This is a genomic window from Aurantimicrobium minutum, from assembly GCF_029893825.1.
In the GTDB taxonomy this organism is placed as follows: Bacteria; Actinomycetota; Actinomycetes; order Actinomycetales; family Microbacteriaceae; genus Aurantimicrobium; species Aurantimicrobium minutum_C.
The window spans coordinates 42,449-57,843 of sequence record NZ_JARXXV010000001.1; the positions used below are offsets into that span (position 1 = coordinate 42,449).

13 protein-coding genes are annotated in these 15,395 nt (G+C 56.0%); 9 read left to right on the forward strand and 4 right to left on the reverse strand.

Features of this window, described 5'->3' with window-relative positions; genetic code table 11:
* Positions 1–17 precede the first annotated feature (17 nt).
* Together M2120_RS00180 and M2120_RS00185 are read left to right on the forward strand one after the other, a co-directional pair.
* Positions 18–368, forward strand: a complete 351-nt coding sequence (locus tag M2120_RS00180; RefSeq protein ID WP_280796724.1) for an SdpI family protein — start codon at positions 18–20, stop codon at positions 366–368.
* Positions 361–1,320 carry an arginase family protein gene (locus M2120_RS00185; protein WP_280796725.1) on the forward strand — a complete coding sequence of 320 codons (960 nt, stop codon included), beginning with the start codon at positions 361–363 and terminating at the stop codon, positions 1,318–1,320. The genes M2120_RS00180 and M2120_RS00185 overlap by 8 nt, the downstream gene beginning before the upstream one ends.
* Here the strand turns inward: M2120_RS00185 and hutI are convergent.
* The 3 genes from hutI to hutH are packed head-to-tail and all read right to left on the reverse strand — an operon-like array spanning position 1,307 to position 5,767.
* Positions 1,307–2,512, reverse strand: coding sequence for an imidazolonepropionase (gene hutI / locus M2120_RS00190; RefSeq protein WP_280796726.1), 1,206 nt, complete (start codon positions 2,510–2,512; stop codon positions 1,307–1,309). The genes M2120_RS00185 and hutI overlap by 14 nt on opposite strands.
* Before the next feature lie 19 nt (positions 2,513–2,531).
* Positions 2,532–4,190, reverse strand: coding sequence for a urocanate hydratase (hutU, locus tag M2120_RS00195; protein ID WP_280796727.1), 1,659 nt, complete (start codon positions 4,188–4,190; stop codon positions 2,532–2,534).
* Positions 4,191–4,222: 32 nt separating this feature from the next.
* The gene (hutH, locus tag M2120_RS00200) at positions 4,223–5,767 is read right to left on the reverse strand and encodes a histidine ammonia-lyase (RefSeq protein ID WP_280796728.1); all 1,545 of its coding nucleotides are present in this window, start codon (positions 5,765–5,767) and stop codon (positions 4,223–4,225) included.
* A gap of 87 nt (positions 5,768–5,854) precedes the next feature.
* Between hutH and M2120_RS00205 the strand changes: the two genes are divergently transcribed.
* Together M2120_RS00205 and M2120_RS00210 are read left to right on the forward strand one after the other, a co-directional pair.
* Positions 5,855–6,640, forward strand: coding sequence for an IclR family transcriptional regulator (locus tag M2120_RS00205; RefSeq protein ID WP_280796729.1), 786 nt, complete (start codon positions 5,855–5,857; stop codon positions 6,638–6,640).
* Between the two features lie 9 nt (positions 6,641–6,649).
* Positions 6,650–6,982, forward strand: coding sequence for a DMT family transporter (locus M2120_RS00210; RefSeq protein WP_280796730.1), 333 nt, complete (start codon positions 6,650–6,652; stop codon positions 6,980–6,982).
* A 285-nt stretch (positions 6,983–7,267) separates the two neighbouring features.
* Here M2120_RS00210 and M2120_RS00215 read toward each other — a convergent pair whose 3' ends face one another.
* On the reverse strand, positions 7,268–8,260 hold the full coding sequence (locus M2120_RS00215) for an excalibur calcium-binding domain-containing protein (protein ID WP_280796731.1): 993 nt from the start codon (positions 8,258–8,260) through the stop codon (positions 7,268–7,270).
* 51 nt (positions 8,261–8,311) lie between these two features.
* On the opposite strand from M2120_RS00215, the gene M2120_RS00220 reads away from it, so the two are divergent.
* From M2120_RS00220 to M2120_RS00240, 5 genes are all read left to right on the forward strand, one after another.
* Positions 8,312–9,802, forward strand: coding sequence for an SDR family oxidoreductase (locus M2120_RS00220; protein WP_280796732.1), 1,491 nt, complete (start codon positions 8,312–8,314; stop codon positions 9,800–9,802).
* 117 nt (positions 9,803–9,919) lie between these two features.
* Positions 9,920–10,408, forward strand: coding sequence for a hypothetical protein (locus M2120_RS00225; RefSeq protein WP_280796733.1), 489 nt, complete (start codon positions 9,920–9,922; stop codon positions 10,406–10,408).
* 106 nt (positions 10,409–10,514) lie between these two features.
* Positions 10,515–12,749 carry a heavy metal translocating P-type ATPase gene (locus M2120_RS00230; protein ID WP_280796734.1) on the forward strand — a complete coding sequence of 745 codons (2,235 nt, stop codon included), beginning with the start codon at positions 10,515–10,517 and terminating at the stop codon, positions 12,747–12,749.
* A 10-nt stretch (positions 12,750–12,759) separates the two neighbouring features.
* Positions 12,760–13,116: a hypothetical protein gene (locus M2120_RS00235; protein WP_280796735.1), complete on the forward strand. Its 357-nt coding sequence runs from the start codon at positions 12,760–12,762 to the stop codon at positions 13,114–13,116.
* 156 nt (positions 13,117–13,272) lie between these two features.
* A complete protein-coding gene (locus tag M2120_RS00240) occupies positions 13,273–15,390 on the forward strand; it encodes a DEAD/DEAH box helicase (RefSeq protein ID WP_280796736.1) in 2,118 nt (705 codons plus the stop codon).
* Positions 15,391–15,395: the final 5 nt, after the last annotated feature.

Below are 15,395 nucleotides of genomic sequence, written 5' to 3' on the forward strand. Positions count from 1 at the left end.
CAAAGTAGCCTAGAGGTATGGATACCAGCCTTCACTACCTCATCGTTGCGCTCTCGATTGTGGTTGACATCATTTTGTATGTTGTCGTCGCACGTTCGGCAACCGGCAAGGTGGGACCCAATGCCTGGGCCGGTATTCGCACCAAGGCAACACGCAAGAATGACAAGACCTGGCTTGCCGCCCACGTGGCTGCCTACCCGCTGATGCGTGACACGGCATTGGCAAATGCCACCTTGCTTATCGTTTCTCTTTTCCTTCCTGCCGAATACCAGGCATACCTGGTCGAAGTGGCCTCGGGAGCATTGCTGGTGGGTGTCATCTTTGCCGCGGTCCAGGGCCAGAAAGCTGCAAAGGCTGCTGATGTCTAAGGCGCCGGCAGGGTTATCCACCGATCCACTGTGGCCTCGCGCTGGCGGGTGGCCACACCCAGAAGAACTTCCTGCGGGCAAGCGCATCGATGTGGCGATGGTGGGTATTCCTGCCTCGCAGACCTCTCTCAGTGCCACTAACGCTCACGAAACCCCTGACGCTATCCGTCAGGCGCTCTATCGTTACTCGCCTGCACTCATGCAGGACCGTGGTTCCACAGAAAAGGGTGGACCTGCCGCAACGGGGATTATTGATCTGGAAGAGATCACTGTCGCAGACTTTGGCAATGTCAGTGAACCTGATTCCCCTGCTGGCGAAGCCCGCACCATCGCCTTGATGGCCGATGCTGCAAAGGCTTCTGAGTTAGTTATTGCACTCGGTGGTGACAACTCCATCACCGTGGCATCAGCACTGGGTGTCTGGGGGAGTGACCTGGAGACTGCCGGACTCATTACTCTCGATGCACACTATGACTTGCGTGACGGGGTGAGTAACGGTTCTCCGGTTCGACGCCTGATTGAAGCAGGAATGAACCCTGCACGTATTGTGCAGATTGGTATTCAAGACTTTGCTAACTCGGTGGCCTATGCTCGCCGAGCACAGGAGCTGGGCATCACGGTGATCCACCGTGACGAACTCGCTCGACGTCCCATGGCAGATGTGATGGCTGATGCGCTCAGCATTGCTGGTGCTGCCGGAGGACCAATTCATGTCGATCTGGACGTGGATGTGTGTGACCGCTCGGTGGCGCCTGCGTGTCCAGCGAGCGTGCCAGGCGGTATCAGTGCTTATGAACTGCGTCAGGCAGCCAGGTCAGCAGGTGCGCACGCTCAGGTGAGATCAATTGACCTTGCAGAGATTGATGCCACGATGGATGCACCCGATGGGCGAACCGTTCGCCTTGCAGCACTGTGTGTGCTGGATGCGGTTGCAGGCTTTAGCCAGCGATAAGTTCGCCGTCTTTCCAGACTCTGCCCACAAGCGGCACTCCTGGCCGGTAGGCCAGGTGGATATAACTTGATGCGGTGATTTCTGCGATATCTGCGCGCATACCGACGGAAAGCTTTCCCACGTCAGTACGACGCAGTGCCTGGGCGCCACCTGCGGTGGAGGCCCAGAGAGCTTCGGCAGGGGTCATACCCATCTCGCGCACTGCTACGGCTATACAAAACGGCATCGAGGAAGTAAAGCTCGATCCAGGGTTGCAGTCCGTGGACAACGCCACGCTCACCCCGGCATCTAGCAGTGCACGCCCTGAAGGGTAGGGCTGCTTGGTGGAGAATTCCACCCCAGGCAATAACGTTGCCACCGTGTCAGAAGCTGCCAGCGCAGTAATGTCACTGTCAGTTAGATATGTGCAGTGATCTACTGAAGCAGCTCCTACCTCAATTGCCAAGGCAATACCTTCACCTGGCCCTAGCTGTGATGCGTGAACACGGGGGAGCAGACCTGCGTCCTTGCCGGCGTTGAGAATTCGGCGTGAATCCTCAACGCTGAAGGCGCCTTCCTCACAGAAGACATCAATCCACTTGGCATGAGGAGCGCACTTCTCGAGCATCTCCCCAATGACCAGTTGCACATACTCTTCGCGGTTGTCCTTGTATTCGGCAGGGACGACGTGAGCCCCGAGGAAGGTGACTTCCTCGGTTACTTCACGAGCGAGACGAACTAAGCGTTCCTCGGTGGCAACATCGAGGCCGTAGCCACTCTTGATCTCGATAGTGGTGGTTCCTTGTTGATGCATCTCTGCCAGCAGTGCATGTAGGCGAGAACGCAGTTCGTCGTCTGTGGCTTCTCTCGTTGCTGCCACGGTGGAACGTATTCCGCCTGCGGCATACGGTTTGCCTGCCATGCGGGCAGCAAACTCACCCGCACGGTCACCTGCGAAAACAATGTGTGAGTGTGAGTCCACAAAGCCTGGAATCAGAGTGTTTCCGTGCACGTTGACCACAGCATCGATATCAAAACCGCCACCGGTTTCGGCATCAATGGCGCGACCAACCCAGGCAACCAGACCGTTCTCCACAATCATGGCGGCATTCTCGATCTCCCCAGTGGGAGTTGTGGTGCCACCAGCGCGCACTGCTTCACTCGGATTGTTCGTTACGAGCAATCCGATATTGGTGAAGAGTGTGCGGGTCATGGTTGGAGCCTAGTTGGGCTTAGCCTTCCTGCATAGGAACGCGCAGACCGCGCTCGCGAGCAACTTCTTCAGCTCGTTCGTAACCTGCATCTACGTGACGCATGACACCGGTGCCGGGGTCGTTGGTCAAGACGCGTTCGAGCTTTTGTGCAGCGAGTTCGGTTCCGTCAGCAACGGTCACCTGGCCACAGTGGATGGAGCGACCAATGCCCACGCCGCCACCGTGGTGGAGGGAGACCCAGGTTGCACCTGAAGCAGTGTTGAGCAGAGCGTTGAGCAGTGGCCAGTCCGCAATGGCGTCTGAACCATCCTTCATCGCTTCAGTTTCGCGGTAAGGAGAGGCAACGGAACCAGAGTCTAGGTGGTCGCGGCCGATCACGATCGGTGCCGAGAGCTCACCTGAGGCAACCATTTCGTTGAACTTCAGTCCTGCGAGGTGGCGTTCCTTGTATCCCAACCAGCAGATGCGGGCAGGCAGACCCTCGAAGTGAACCTTCTCGCCTGCCTTGGTGATCCAACGCTTGAGGTGCTTATTCTCAGGGAAGAGTTCCACGATGGCCTTGTCAGTCTTGGCAATATCTTCTGGGTCACCTGAAAGTGCAGCCCAACGGAAGGGTCCGTTTCCTTCGCAGAAGAGTGGGCGGATGTAGGCGGGAACGAATCCAGGGAATTCGAAGGCACGCTCGTATCCACCGAGCTTGGCTTCGGCGCGGATGGAGTTTCCGTAGTCGAAGACGATAGCGCCGGCGTCCTGGAATTCAACCATCGCTTTGACCTGCTTGGCCATGGCGGCACGAGAGTGCTCGGTGAACCAGACGGCATCCTCTTCTGCCTTCTTGTGCCATTCCTCAACAGAAACACCTTCTGGCAAGTAAGAAAGCGGGTCGTGAGCACTGGTCTGGTCGGTGACGATATCGATCGGTACCTTACGCTCCAGCAGTTCAGTGAACACATCGGCAGCGTTGCCCACGATTCCCACCGAGAGTGGAATCTTGGCTTCTTTAGCCTCGAGAACCCGAGCAATTGCTGCATCAAGGTCATGGGTCATTTCATCGAGGTAACCGTGTTCAACACGGCGCTCGAGGCGGGTAGCGTCCACATCAACGATCAACACCACGCCATCGTTCATGGTCACGGCCAGTGGCTGTGCGCCACCCATACCGCCACAACCACCGGTGAGGGTCAGGGTGCCAGCAAGGGTGCCTCCGAAGTGTTCACGGGCGACAGCGCCAAAGGTTTCGTAGGTGCCCTGCAGAATGCCCTGGGTGCCAATGTAGATCCAAGAACCAGCGGTCATCTGGCCATACATGGTCAGACCTTCTGCCTCGAGTCTGCGGAACTCTGGCCACGTTGCCCAGTCACCGACGAGGTTGGAGTTAGCGATTAGGACTCGGGGTGCCCACTCGTTGGTGCGGAACACGCCAACAGGCTTACCCGACTGCACAAGTAGCGTCTCGTCAGATTCGAGGGTCTCGAGGGTGCGCACAATGGCGTCATAGGCCTCCCAGGTGCGTGCTGCCTTACCGGTGCCTCCATAGACCACGAGCTTCTCGGGGTGTTCGGCAACCTCGGGGTCGAGGTTGTTCATGAGCATGCGCAGAGGCGCTTCGGTCTGCCAGCTCTTTGCAGTGAGTTTGTTGCCACGTGCTGCGCGTACGGTGCGAGGTCCTGAGGTCATGATGTTCTCCTTGTGCGGTGTGACGGGCTGAGTTAGATCAGTGGGGTTGAGGAAACGGATTGGGCAACCTCAGCAATGCGTCCGCTGAGGGTAAGTTCTGCTGCTGCTTCAATCTCGGGCGAAAGGAAGCGGTCAGCTCCGGGGCCGTAAACACCATTGCTACGAAGTTCAGCAATGACAGCACCGGTGATGGGGCTTGGCTTAAGCGGGTCGCGCAGATCAATACCGCGAGCAGCTGTGAGCAGTTCGATTGCTACGACTCGGGAGAGGGCATCCACTGCCTTGCGAAGCTTACGTCCGGCGTGCCAACCCATCGAGACGTGGTCTTCTTGCATGGCGCTGGAGGGGATGGAGTCTGCCGAGGCTGGAACGGCAAGACGCTTCATCTCCGAGACGAGTCCTGCTGCGGTGTATTGAGCAATCATGAGACCTGAGTCAACTCCGACCTCGTGAGCGAGGAAAGGTGGCAGGCCCTGGTTGCGGGAGCGATCCAGGAAGCGGTCCGTGCGACGTTCACTCATCGATGCAACATCGGCAGCCACGATTGCCAGGAAGTCGAGCACATAGGCAACGGGTGCTCCGTGGAAGTTACCGTTGCTTTCCACACGGCCGTCAACGGTGAGCACAGGGTTATCTACGGCGGATGCCAGTTCACGGCCTGCCACCATTTCAGCGTGAGCAATAGTGTCTCTGGCACCGCCGTGCACCTGGGGTGAGCAGCGCAGCGAGTAGGCGTCCTGCACGCGGCCATCTTCTGGTCCTGCGTGTGAGTGCACGATGGGGGAGTCAGCCAAGATGTTGCGCAGGTTGGTTGCGGATTGTCCCTGGCCAACCTGGGGGCGAAGTGCATGCAGGTCTGCCGCAAAGACCTTGTCGGTGCCCATCAGTCCTTCGATGCTCATGGCTGCTGAGATGTCCACGGTGGTCATCAGCATCTTGAGATCGGTAATGGCCAGCGCCAGCATGCCAAGCATGCCGTCGGTGCCATTGATCAGGGCGAGGCCTTCTTTTTCTTCGAGCTTCAAGGGGATTATTCCGGCTGCTGCGAGTGCTTCTGATGCGGGCATCAGAACACCCTCGGAGTCACGAACATCGCCTTCGCCCAGGGTTGCTAGTGCGCAGTGGGATAGGGGTGCAAGGTCTCCTGAACAACCCAGTGAACCGTATTCGCGCACTACCGGAGTGATTCCTGCGTTGATGACTGCTGCATAAGTCTCAGCAACAACGGGACGCACACCTGTGCGGCCTGTCATCAGAGTTGAGAGGCGCAGCAGCATCAGGGCGCGAATGACTTCACTCTCTACTTCTGGACCAGATCCTGCTGCGTGTGAACGAACGAGGGATGCCTGGAGTTGTGCTCGGCGATCGGACTCAATGAAGGTGGTGGCTAGTGCGCCGAAACCGGTAGAGATTCCGTAGTGGGGGTTGGGGTCAGATGCCAACCCGTCAATGACTGCCCGGGAGGCAGCAACTCCTGCCAGTGCCCCAGGGTCGAGGGTGATGGGGGCGTTGTGGCGAGCTACAGCAACAACGTCTTCAATGGATACGGCACCTGTGCCGACAACTACAGAACTCATGCATCTGATTTCACACTAAAAAATTACTTGAAAATACAGTGAAAGATACCCTTGTGTCTGAGATAACAGACATGGCAGACTGGCGCTGTGAGTAAAGTTCCTGCAGCTGATTCAACGCTTCGCATCATGGAGTATCTGGCGCATCAACGTGGACCAGTTCCCGCACAGTCCATTGCGACAGCACTGGAGCTGCCCAGGTCATCGGTGTATCAAATTCTTACCGTCCTCACCGAGCGCGGATTTGCACTACATATCCCTGAAGAGCGACGCTATGGTCTCGGCCCTGCCGCTTTTGAACTCTCCTCTGCCTACACCAGGCAACAACCATTGACACGACTGGGTGCTCCGCTGCTTGCCAAGCTCGTTGATCACATTGGGGAATCTGCACACCTTGCCGTGCTGCACGGCACAGATGTTCTCTATGTTGTAGAAGAGCGTGCACCTCGGCGAATGAGTTTGATCACGGATGTGGGGGTGCGTCTGCCGGCGCATTTGACCGCATCAGGGCGTTCCATGCTTTCTGCGCTTCCTGCAGCACAGTTACGTGCGTTATATCCCGACAGTATTGTGTTCACCCAGCGTGCCGGGGTCTCTGCGCCCGGACCCAGAACCTACCGAGAGCTCAAAGCCCTCGTGACTGAAGCGGCAACTGTAGGTTATGCCATCGAACGAGGAGAGATCACCGACGGCGTTGCCTCTGTCGGAGTCGTGGTGAAAGACCACCTGGGCTGGCCTGCGGCAGGTATTGCCGTGACCTTCTCCTCTGCGACACTGACCAGCCCAGAAGCTCTGCAGCAGCGCATTGACTCCCTGTTGCCGGAAATGACAGCAACAGCTCATGAACTCAGCCGTCGTATCCACGGAGCGAGTTAGGCTGGAGACATGGTTGTTGCATATTTACTACTCGCCCTGGCGATTATTGCTGAAGTTGTCGGAACTCTCGCGCTGAAGATGAGTGAAGGCTTTACCAAGATTGTTCCCACCATCTTCGTATTCGTTGGCTACCTCACTGCCTTTGGGTCCCTAGGTTTGGGCCTGTCTAAAGGCCTGAGCATGGGCGTTGCCTATGGCATCTGGGCCGGTGTGGGAACAGCACTCGTGGCGATCATGGGAATCTTCCTATTCAAAGAAAACCTCAACGTCTGGGGCTTCATCGGTCTTGCCCTGATCATCGTGGGCGTGGTGTTGCTCGAGATGGGTAGCTCTCACAGCTAATTAAGCTCTGGGCGACATGCCCGCTTCTCGCGTTGACGTTCGTGAAAAACAGGCGCACACTTAATACAGACCACGACCGGTCAGGCGAAAGCCCCGACGGTCACCCCTTATCGAAGGAGACCATATGGCAACCGCAAACATCAAGCTTGAGACCCCTTCCGCTACCCTCGGTGGCGGCGAAGAGGGCGGCTGCTGCGGCGGCGCGTGCTGCGGCGGAAAGTAAGCATAAACACAGCGCACAAGGGTTCGACCTCGATAGAGGTCGGGCCCTTGTTCTGTTAAACCCTATTCGCAGACAACCCCATCTTTATCCCTGTCCCGATACCAGGCATATTCTGGATCAACGCCCTGGTAGTAGGGACCAGCACCATTAGCCTGTGCTACCTGGCAGGTTCCATAGTTCGGGTCGAGAACACCGTCACTGACAGGGGCTGATTGCTCCGGCGCAACACCCACACCGATATCTGCCTTCTCCGGAAGGGAAATAGTGACAGTTGAGCAGCCGTTAAGCACTGACTGCAGTGTGAGGCGCTCGAGTGAATCCACGCTCAAACTCCAACGCCACTTCACGGCAACCCAGGTTGCCGCATAGTCGCAGAAGTAGGAGTGGTTAGCAGGCATCCACTTCGCTGGATCCTTGTCACTCTTGGAGCGGTTTGAGCTCGCAGTAACTGCCAGCAACGACGCGTCGTAGCCGAGGTCATTGCCATAGCGGACACGCGTGGCTAAGTCCCAGCCATAGGCGCCAGAGATCCAGGCCTCATTAAGTGGAACAAAGTGATCTATATCTAACGAGCTGGCATCGCTCACACTGGCTCCGTCATAGGCAGAGATCCACTGCCCGGTTGTGATGGTGCACGTGCCACGCGAGGCCACGCTAGTGAGTGACTCAGCCATCAACACTTCCGCCCGGGTATTGCAGCCATCGTTATCGGCATCAATCCACGCGTTGAAGTAATCACGCTTATATCCGGTGTGAATTGCAGGGGTGTCATCGGTGGGAAGCTGCTCCAGCATGCTCACGAACTGTGAAATCTGAGCCGAAGTGAGGGCGGCATTATGCGTTGCCGGAATGGAGGGAGTTGGCGAAGGAGTTTCGGTGGGAAGTGCAATATCTACGGGCGATTCAGTACTTCCCAGTGCTTGCTCTAACGAATCCACGGTGGTGGCAGTTTGCATGGAGCGCACGGCATTGACGGCAGAACCAATGGAGACAACCAGAAGCAAGATGAGCACGGCAATGACACCACCAAGCCAGAGCTTCTTCTGAGGCTTCATGTCCCCTCCCTGATATAGAAGTTACCAAGCTTTCAGGCGTAGAGTCAGGTCATGGCACCTCGCACAGCTCTTGTCACCGGTGCAACCGGATATATCGGTGGGCGACTGGTTCCCAGACTCTTAGATGCTGGCTTCGCTGTTCGCGTGCTTGTTCGAAACGCTGACAAACTCAAAGACGTTCCCTGGCGAGCACAGGTAGACATTGTCGAAGGGGATTTGCTCGATCAACACATTGTTGACCAGTCCTGCGTCGGAGTGGATGTCTTCTACTATCTCGTGCATGCCATGGGACAAAAAGGTGACTTCGAAGCAAAAGAACTGCAGGGTGCACGAAACGTTGCCACTGCTGCACAGAACAATCACGTATCCCGCATTGTCTATCTGGGCGGACTCCACCCTGCCACCGGAGAACTGTCCAAGCACCTTCGTTCACGAGCTGAAGTGGGTGAGATCCTGCTTGCTTCTGGTGTGCCAACTGTTGCCCTGCAGGCAGGAGTCATCATCGGCTCTGGCTCAACCAGTTTTGAAATGATTCGCCACCTCACCGATGTCTTGCCAGTAATGACTGCCCCAAAGTGGGTGGGCAACCTGATTCAACCCATCGCAGTGCGTGACGTGATGTATTACCTCATCAAAGCCGCTGATCTCCCACCTGAGGTGAACAGAACTCTTGATATTGGTGGGCCCGAGGTTTTGAAGTATTCCGAGATGATGAACGGCTATGCCCTCGAAGCGGGTATGAAAGAACGCGCCATTGTGCGACTGCCTGTTCTCACCCCGTATCTCGCAAGTCAGTGGGTGAACCTGGTCACCCCGATTCCTCGGGCGCTCGCCGTGCCCATCATTGCCTCCCTGCAGCACGACTGTGTGATGAACGAGCACGATGTTGACCAGCTCATTCCTCCGCCAGCAGAAGGTTTGCTTCCTTATCGAACAGCAGTACACCTTGCACTGGAGAAGATGAAGCAGGGAGATATTGAAACCAGCTGGCAAAACACCAGTGTGGAGGGTGCTCCGAGTGACCCGCTACCTTCCGACCCTAACTGGGCGGGTCACCGGGTTTATATCGATCTCAAGGAGCGAGACTGTTCTGCCCCTGCAGAGGATCTCTGGGCGATTATCGAAAGTATTGGGGGAGAGAACGGATGGTATTCGCTCCCCATTGCTTGGGCTGCTCGCGGCTTTGCGGACAAACTCGTCGGTGGAGTTGGACTTCGCCGAGGCAGAAGTAATCCGGACAAGCTGCGCTTAGGTGAAGCAGTGGACTGGTGGAGAGTGGAACGAATTGACCACGGAAACTTCCTTCGTTTGCGTGCAGAGATGAAGGTTCCTGGTTTGGCCTGGCTTGAACTCACCGCAGATGCTCTGCCTGATGGAACCTCCCACTACACCCAGAGAGCCATTTTCTTCCCCCGTGGTTTGGGTGGGCGTCTCTACTGGTATTCGATCCTTCCTGCACACGGCATCATCTTCAACGGTATGGCCAAACGCATTACTGAGGCGGCGCTGAAGCACTATGAAGAACGAATGCAGAAATCTTGAAAACTCTAGGTTTGTCCTTATCTCGTTCATAGTGTCCTCATAGATTCCTTCTCCATTGTGTAATTACAGGCCACACGGGCCAGGGAAACCCTTCCCACACAATGAACGTAAGGAGGCATGAAGATGCCAAAGAACGACAACGAAAACCTAGACAACACCGAGGCAACTCAGACTCCTGCTGAGTACACCCCTGAAGCTGTTGCTGAGGAGAGCGAAGCTCCCGTTACCCCCATTGCTGAAGCACGTGCTCGTAAGCGTGGACTGGGCACCGGAGCAATCATCGGAATTTCAGCTGCTGGTGTGGCACTTCTTGCCGGTGTGTTTGGTAGCGGCATTGCTGTTGCCAACGTGATTGGCCACAACGGTGGCGGACCAGCACTGGGCATGGTTGGCCAGGGTCCAGCACAGGGTCAGATGGGTGACGGAGATGGTGATGGTCCTCACGGCCACCGCGGACCGCAGGGTGGTATGCCTGGTGGAGCGCAGGGTGGTCTCGAAGCTGATGGATCGATGCCAGGTAACGTGCCACACGAGCACGATGCCAACGGTAAAGACATCATTCCTGAGGGTTACCCCACCACCGCCCCCAGTACTACTACGAACTAACGAGTTCTTCACGCAATGCCGTCCCGATAAGGGGCGGCATTGTTGTGTTCTAGGGGAATACTCTGAAAGGGAGAAACGTTTAACACGTGTGAAGGAATGAGGAGCTATGGCGCAATCACCCACTTCAACAATTGTGTTGGGCGTCGAAGGTATGACCTGCTCGAGTTGCGTTGCCCGAGTCGAGAAGAGCCTCAACGAATTGCCCGGCGTCACGGCGGCGGTCAACCTTGCGTTGCACAGTGCCAAGGTTGAATTCCCTTCACAGGTAAGCCCAGAAGACCTCGTTCACCAGGTTGAAAAGATTGGCTACACCGCCACCTTGCCACAGAGTGCTCCAGTTTCAGATGAACAACTTGAAGGTGGAAAAGCTGGCAACGTGACGCTCTTAGAGCGTCTGATCATTGCCATTGTGCTCTCCACACCAGTCATTGTGTTGTCCATGGTTCCGGCCTGGCAGTTCGAGTACTGGCAGTGGATTTCTCTACTATTGGCGACACCTGTCGTGTTCTGGTGTGGTCTGCCCTTCCACCGTGCGACATTTTTGAATCTTCGCCATGGCACCCTGACCATGGACACCCTCATCACGATGGGCACCTTTGCTGCATATGGCTGGTCTGTATATGCACTGTTCTTTGGTGCCGCAGGGGATGCTCACATGCATCACAGCATGGAACTTTTTGCCTGGCAGGCAGACCCCACTCACAACATCTATCTCGAGGCAGCAGCCGGAGTCACCACTTTCTTGCTACTGGGCCGTTATTTAGAGGACAAATCACAGCGTTCTGCAGGTGCAGCACTGCGTGCTCTGGCCGAACTCAAGGCAACCGAAGCTTCACGGCTTGTAGGCAGCGTTGAAGAACGCATTGCTGCTGCAGATCTTGCGGTGGGAGATGTGTTTGTGGTTCGCCCCGGCGAAATCATTGCCACCGACGGTGTTGTTCTCGAAGGGCAAGCAGCAGTCGATGAAAGTGCACTCACTGGAGAAAGTTTGCCGGTGGACGTCAGTGCTGAGGCGCGGGTGACCGGTTCCACAATTGTGCTCGATGGTCGACTGGTGGTGCGCGCCACCGAAGTGGGGCAGAACACCCGCATGGCTCAATTGGCCACCTTGGTTGAGGATGCCCAGCTCCACAAAGCAGCAGTGCAAAAGTTGGCAGATCGTATTTCTGCGGTCTTTGTCCCCATTGTCATTGCTATTGCCGTACTCACAATTCTTGGCTGGGCACTCACTGGTGCTCCACTAGCGGTGGGCTTCACGGCAGGTATTGCTGTTTTGGTCATTGCCTGCCCCTGTGCCCTGGGACTGGCAACGCCGGTGGCCTTGATGGTCGGCACCGGGCGTGCTGCCCAGATGGGCATCATCGTTTCTGGCCCTGATGCAATCGAAAGTTCTGCCCGGATTAGCACCGTGGTGTTGGATAAGACCGGAACTGTCACCAGCGGTGTGATGAGTGTGCAGAGCGTGGAGGTTACTGAGTCTGAGCACACTCTGGCTCTGCGACGTATTGCTGCTCTCGAAGCTTCTTCAGAACACCCGATTGCCAAGGCAATAGTGGAATATGTCACCACTGAGACTTCTGAACCATTGCCTGACGTTTCTGCGTTCCGTTCGGTGGCCGGCAGTGGAGTTCTGGGAGTTGTGGAGGGTGTCACGGTTGCTGTGGGAACACAGGACTGGATGCGCGAAAATGCACTGGTGCTCAGCGTTCACCAAGAAGCACAACTTGCTCATGCCCGTGCCACCGGTGCAACCGCCGTATTGGCAGGGTGGGATTCGCAAGTACGCGCCATAGTTTCTGTGGCGGACACCATCAAGACAGACTCTGCACAAGCCATAGCTCGGATGAAGAAGCTGGGACTGGAGCCTGTGCTACTCACTGGAGATCATGAACAAGCTGCACACCACATTGCTGCGCAGGTGGGCATCGCTCACGTAATTGCTGGTGCAAGTCCCGAGAGCAAGGTTGAGGTGATATCTGCTCTACAGGCCGAAGGAAAAACAGTTGCCATGATTGGTGACGGCGTCAACGATGCTGCCGCCCTTGCCCAGTCTGATTTGGGTATTGCTATGGGTACGGGCACCGATGTCGCTATCGCAGCCAGTGATATCACTCTGGTTCGTGGAACTCTTTCTGCCGCCGTTGATGCCATTGAACTCTCTCGTCGAACTTTGCGCATTATTCACGGCAACCTGTTCTGGGCTTTCGCCTATAACGTTGCAGCGATTCCGCTCGCCGCACTGGGATTTCTAAACCCCATGCTGGCAGGGGCGGCAATGGCGTTCTCGAGTTTGTTTGTTGTGCTGAATTCTCTGCGTCTTCGCAGGTTTGCACGTAACTAAACTAAAGAACATGGCACGTAAGCAAGAAGAACCTCAGCTCATTCGTCCTGGCATTGTGCCCGGACTAGCAGGGGTTATCGCGATGTTCATTGGTATGGGTGTCTATGGTTCCGAGTGGTACATCACCATCTTGTTCGTGGTGAGCATTCTGGCTGCCATCCTGGCGGTATTCACCTGGCAGTGGGCAGATCCTAAGAAGTGGATCTTCTTGCCCTTGTTTTTCCTCATCGCGATTTACTGGAACCCCATCGTTCGACTCACTGATGGAATCACTCCGGGCATTCAGTGGTGGATGCTTCTCCAAACTGGAGCGGCGGCCGTTTTCTTCCTTGGTGGCTTCCTGATTAAGACACCTGCTCCCAAGTAGTAGACTAAATACGTACCACCCCTCTAGTTTCAACTGTCGCCGGCGCTAACGCGTGATGCGCGAGGTTCCTATCTGAGGCACGGTGCAGTTTGGGGCATTACACAAGCTTGTGCTTGTGAATGATGCCATCGTTTCATTTAGTCATGGAGACCAGAAGTGGCCCGTACCGGCACTCGTCGTAACACCCTCGATAACTCGGGGCTCATTCCTATCCTCGCCCGCAAGGTGCGCGAGGTGGAAGCAAAAGCACAAACAGGCAAGAAGGTTGGCCCCACCAACCGCACTAAGTTCCAGGTGATCGCCTTCCTGGTGCGTGAAGAGCGTGCACGTGTCAAAGGTGATGCGTCTCTCACCGATGCCTCACGTGCAGAGCAGCTCAAGCGCCTCGATGGTGTTGCCACCATCTTGGCTAAAACTGCTGCCCGCGACACTTCACTGATTCAATTGCTCGAGGTTGACCACGCCACCTCACCTGTTGCGCAGAAGATGCGCCGTGACTGGTTGGTGGAATCAGGCGCTGAAATCAACCCTGAAGACCTCATCATCACCACCGAGCAGGCCAAGCCTGTGCAGGAGTTTGCTCCAGAACTTGCTGAAAAGCAGGTGCTTCCCTTGTCTGTTAAGGCACGACTAAAGTCCAGTCCCTTCTTAGAGCCAGACTTCTCCAAGCCTGCCACCGGTTCCATTCCGGTTATGCGTCTATCTAACTGGGAATTACTTGGCCCCCTGTTCAAGTCTTTTGAAACAGGTGCTGGTGGTGGCTCGGCATGTATGCCGATGCCAGCAGTGCCCAAGTTTGATCGCTACTCACCTCAGGGCCGCGAGCTGATGCCACACCAGATTCGCTTCATTGAAAGTGTGCGCGAAGGACACCGCACCTTCTTACTTGCCGATGAACCTGGTTTGGGTAAGACTGCGCAGTCTCTGATTGCTGCTTCGGTGGCTAACGCCTTCCCGCTGATCGCCATCGTTCCTAACGTGGTGAAGATGAACTGGGCACGCGAAGTGGAGCGCTGGATTCCTGGCCGCAAGGCAACCGTTATCCACGGTGACGGTACTGACGTGGATGCCTTTGCCGATGTCTTCATCGTGAACTACGAAGTTCTCGATCGCCACCTGTCGTGGATTGGTCAGATGGGCTTTAAAGGAATGGTGGTTGATGAGGCTCACTTCATCAAGAACCTCACTTCGCAGCGTTCGAAGCACGTGTTGGCTTTGGCTGACCGAATTGTTACACGCACCCCTGGTCACAACCCGCTGCGTATTGCATTGACGGGTACACCGCTGATCAATGACATTGATGACTTCCGCGCTATCTGGATGTTCTTGGGCTGGATTGATGGCGACAAGCCTTCTGCCGAGCTGACAGCCAAGCTGGAGGCAACTGGTTTGACTCCTGCCGATCAGGGTTTCTATGCCTCTGCCCGTGACACCGTGGTGTCAATGGGTATTGTTCGTCGCCGCAAGATTGACGTGGCCAAGGACCTTCCTGCCAAGCGCGTGGTGGATCTGCCGGTTGAACTCGATGACGAACTGGGCAACTCCATTAAGGCTGCCGAGGCTGAACTGGCCAAGCGCCTGCTGGATCGTTACAACCGCCTCACCGTTTCTGGAAACTTCCGAGGTTCCAGTGCTGAACTCATCCGCATGGTTGCCCAGCAAGAACTGGATGAATCTAAGGGTCAGAAGACCGGCGACAACGTCTTCACTATGGTGCGCAAGATCGGTCAGGCCAAGGCAGGTCTTGCCTCTGACTATGCAGCACAATTGGCACGTTCCGTGGGCAAGGTTGTCTTCTTTGCTAAGCACATCGATGTGATGGACACGGCAGAGCGAGCATTTGCCGCGCAAGGCATCAAGTCTGTCTCCATCCGTGGTGATCAGAGCACTGCAGCGCGTCAGGAGGCTATTGACGCCTTCAACAAGGATGAATCCGTCCAGGTTGCTGTCTGTTCACTCACCGCTGCTGGTGTTGGATTGAACCTGCAGGCCTCCTCCAACGTTGTTCTAGCGGAACTGTCCTGGACCTCTGCTGAGCAGACTCAGGCCATTGACCGCGTTCACCGTATTGGTCAGGAGATGCCGGTTACTGCATGGCGCATCATTGCTGCTCAGACTATTGACGCGAAGATTGCTGAACTGATCGACAGTAAGCGTGGTCTTGCTGCCCGAGCACTTGAGGGCGAAGAGCTCGAAGCTGGCTCGCAGGATTCCATCCAGCTCGATGCTCTGGTTCACATTCTTACTCGTGCAATCTCGACCCAGTACGCATAGCCTGA

What these genes read in the sequence shown, in the direction of transcription:
- M2120_RS00180 (WP_280796724.1), top strand. Translation starts at nt 18, where the DNA reads ATGGATACCAGCCTTCACTACCTCATCGTTGCGCTCTCGATTGTGGTT.
- M2120_RS00185 (WP_280796725.1), top strand. Translation starts at nt 361, where the DNA reads ATGTCTAAGGCGCCGGCAGGGTTATCCACCGATCCACTGTGGCCTCGC.
- hutI (WP_280796726.1), bottom strand. Translation starts at nt 2,512, where the DNA reads ATGACCCGCACACTCTTCACCAATATCGGATTGCTCGTAACGAACAAT.
- hutU (WP_280796727.1), bottom strand. Translation starts at nt 4,190, where the DNA reads ATGACCTCAGGACCTCGCACCGTACGCGCAGCACGTGGCAACAAACTC.
- hutH (WP_280796728.1), bottom strand. Translation starts at nt 5,767, where the DNA reads ATGAGTTCTGTAGTTGTCGGCACAGGTGCCGTATCCATTGAAGACGTT.
- M2120_RS00210 (WP_280796730.1), top strand. Translation starts at nt 6,650, where the DNA reads ATGGTTGTTGCATATTTACTACTCGCCCTGGCGATTATTGCTGAAGTT.
- M2120_RS00215 (WP_280796731.1), bottom strand. Translation starts at nt 8,260, where the DNA reads ATGAAGCCTCAGAAGAAGCTCTGGCTTGGTGGTGTCATTGCCGTGCTC.
- M2120_RS00220 (WP_280796732.1), top strand. Translation starts at nt 8,312, where the DNA reads ATGGCACCTCGCACAGCTCTTGTCACCGGTGCAACCGGATATATCGGT.
- M2120_RS00225 (WP_280796733.1), top strand. Translation starts at nt 9,920, where the DNA reads ATGAAGATGCCAAAGAACGACAACGAAAACCTAGACAACACCGAGGCA.
- M2120_RS00230 (WP_280796734.1), top strand. Translation starts at nt 10,515, where the DNA reads ATGGCGCAATCACCCACTTCAACAATTGTGTTGGGCGTCGAAGGTATG.
- M2120_RS00235 (WP_280796735.1), top strand. Translation starts at nt 12,760, where the DNA reads ATGGCACGTAAGCAAGAAGAACCTCAGCTCATTCGTCCTGGCATTGTG.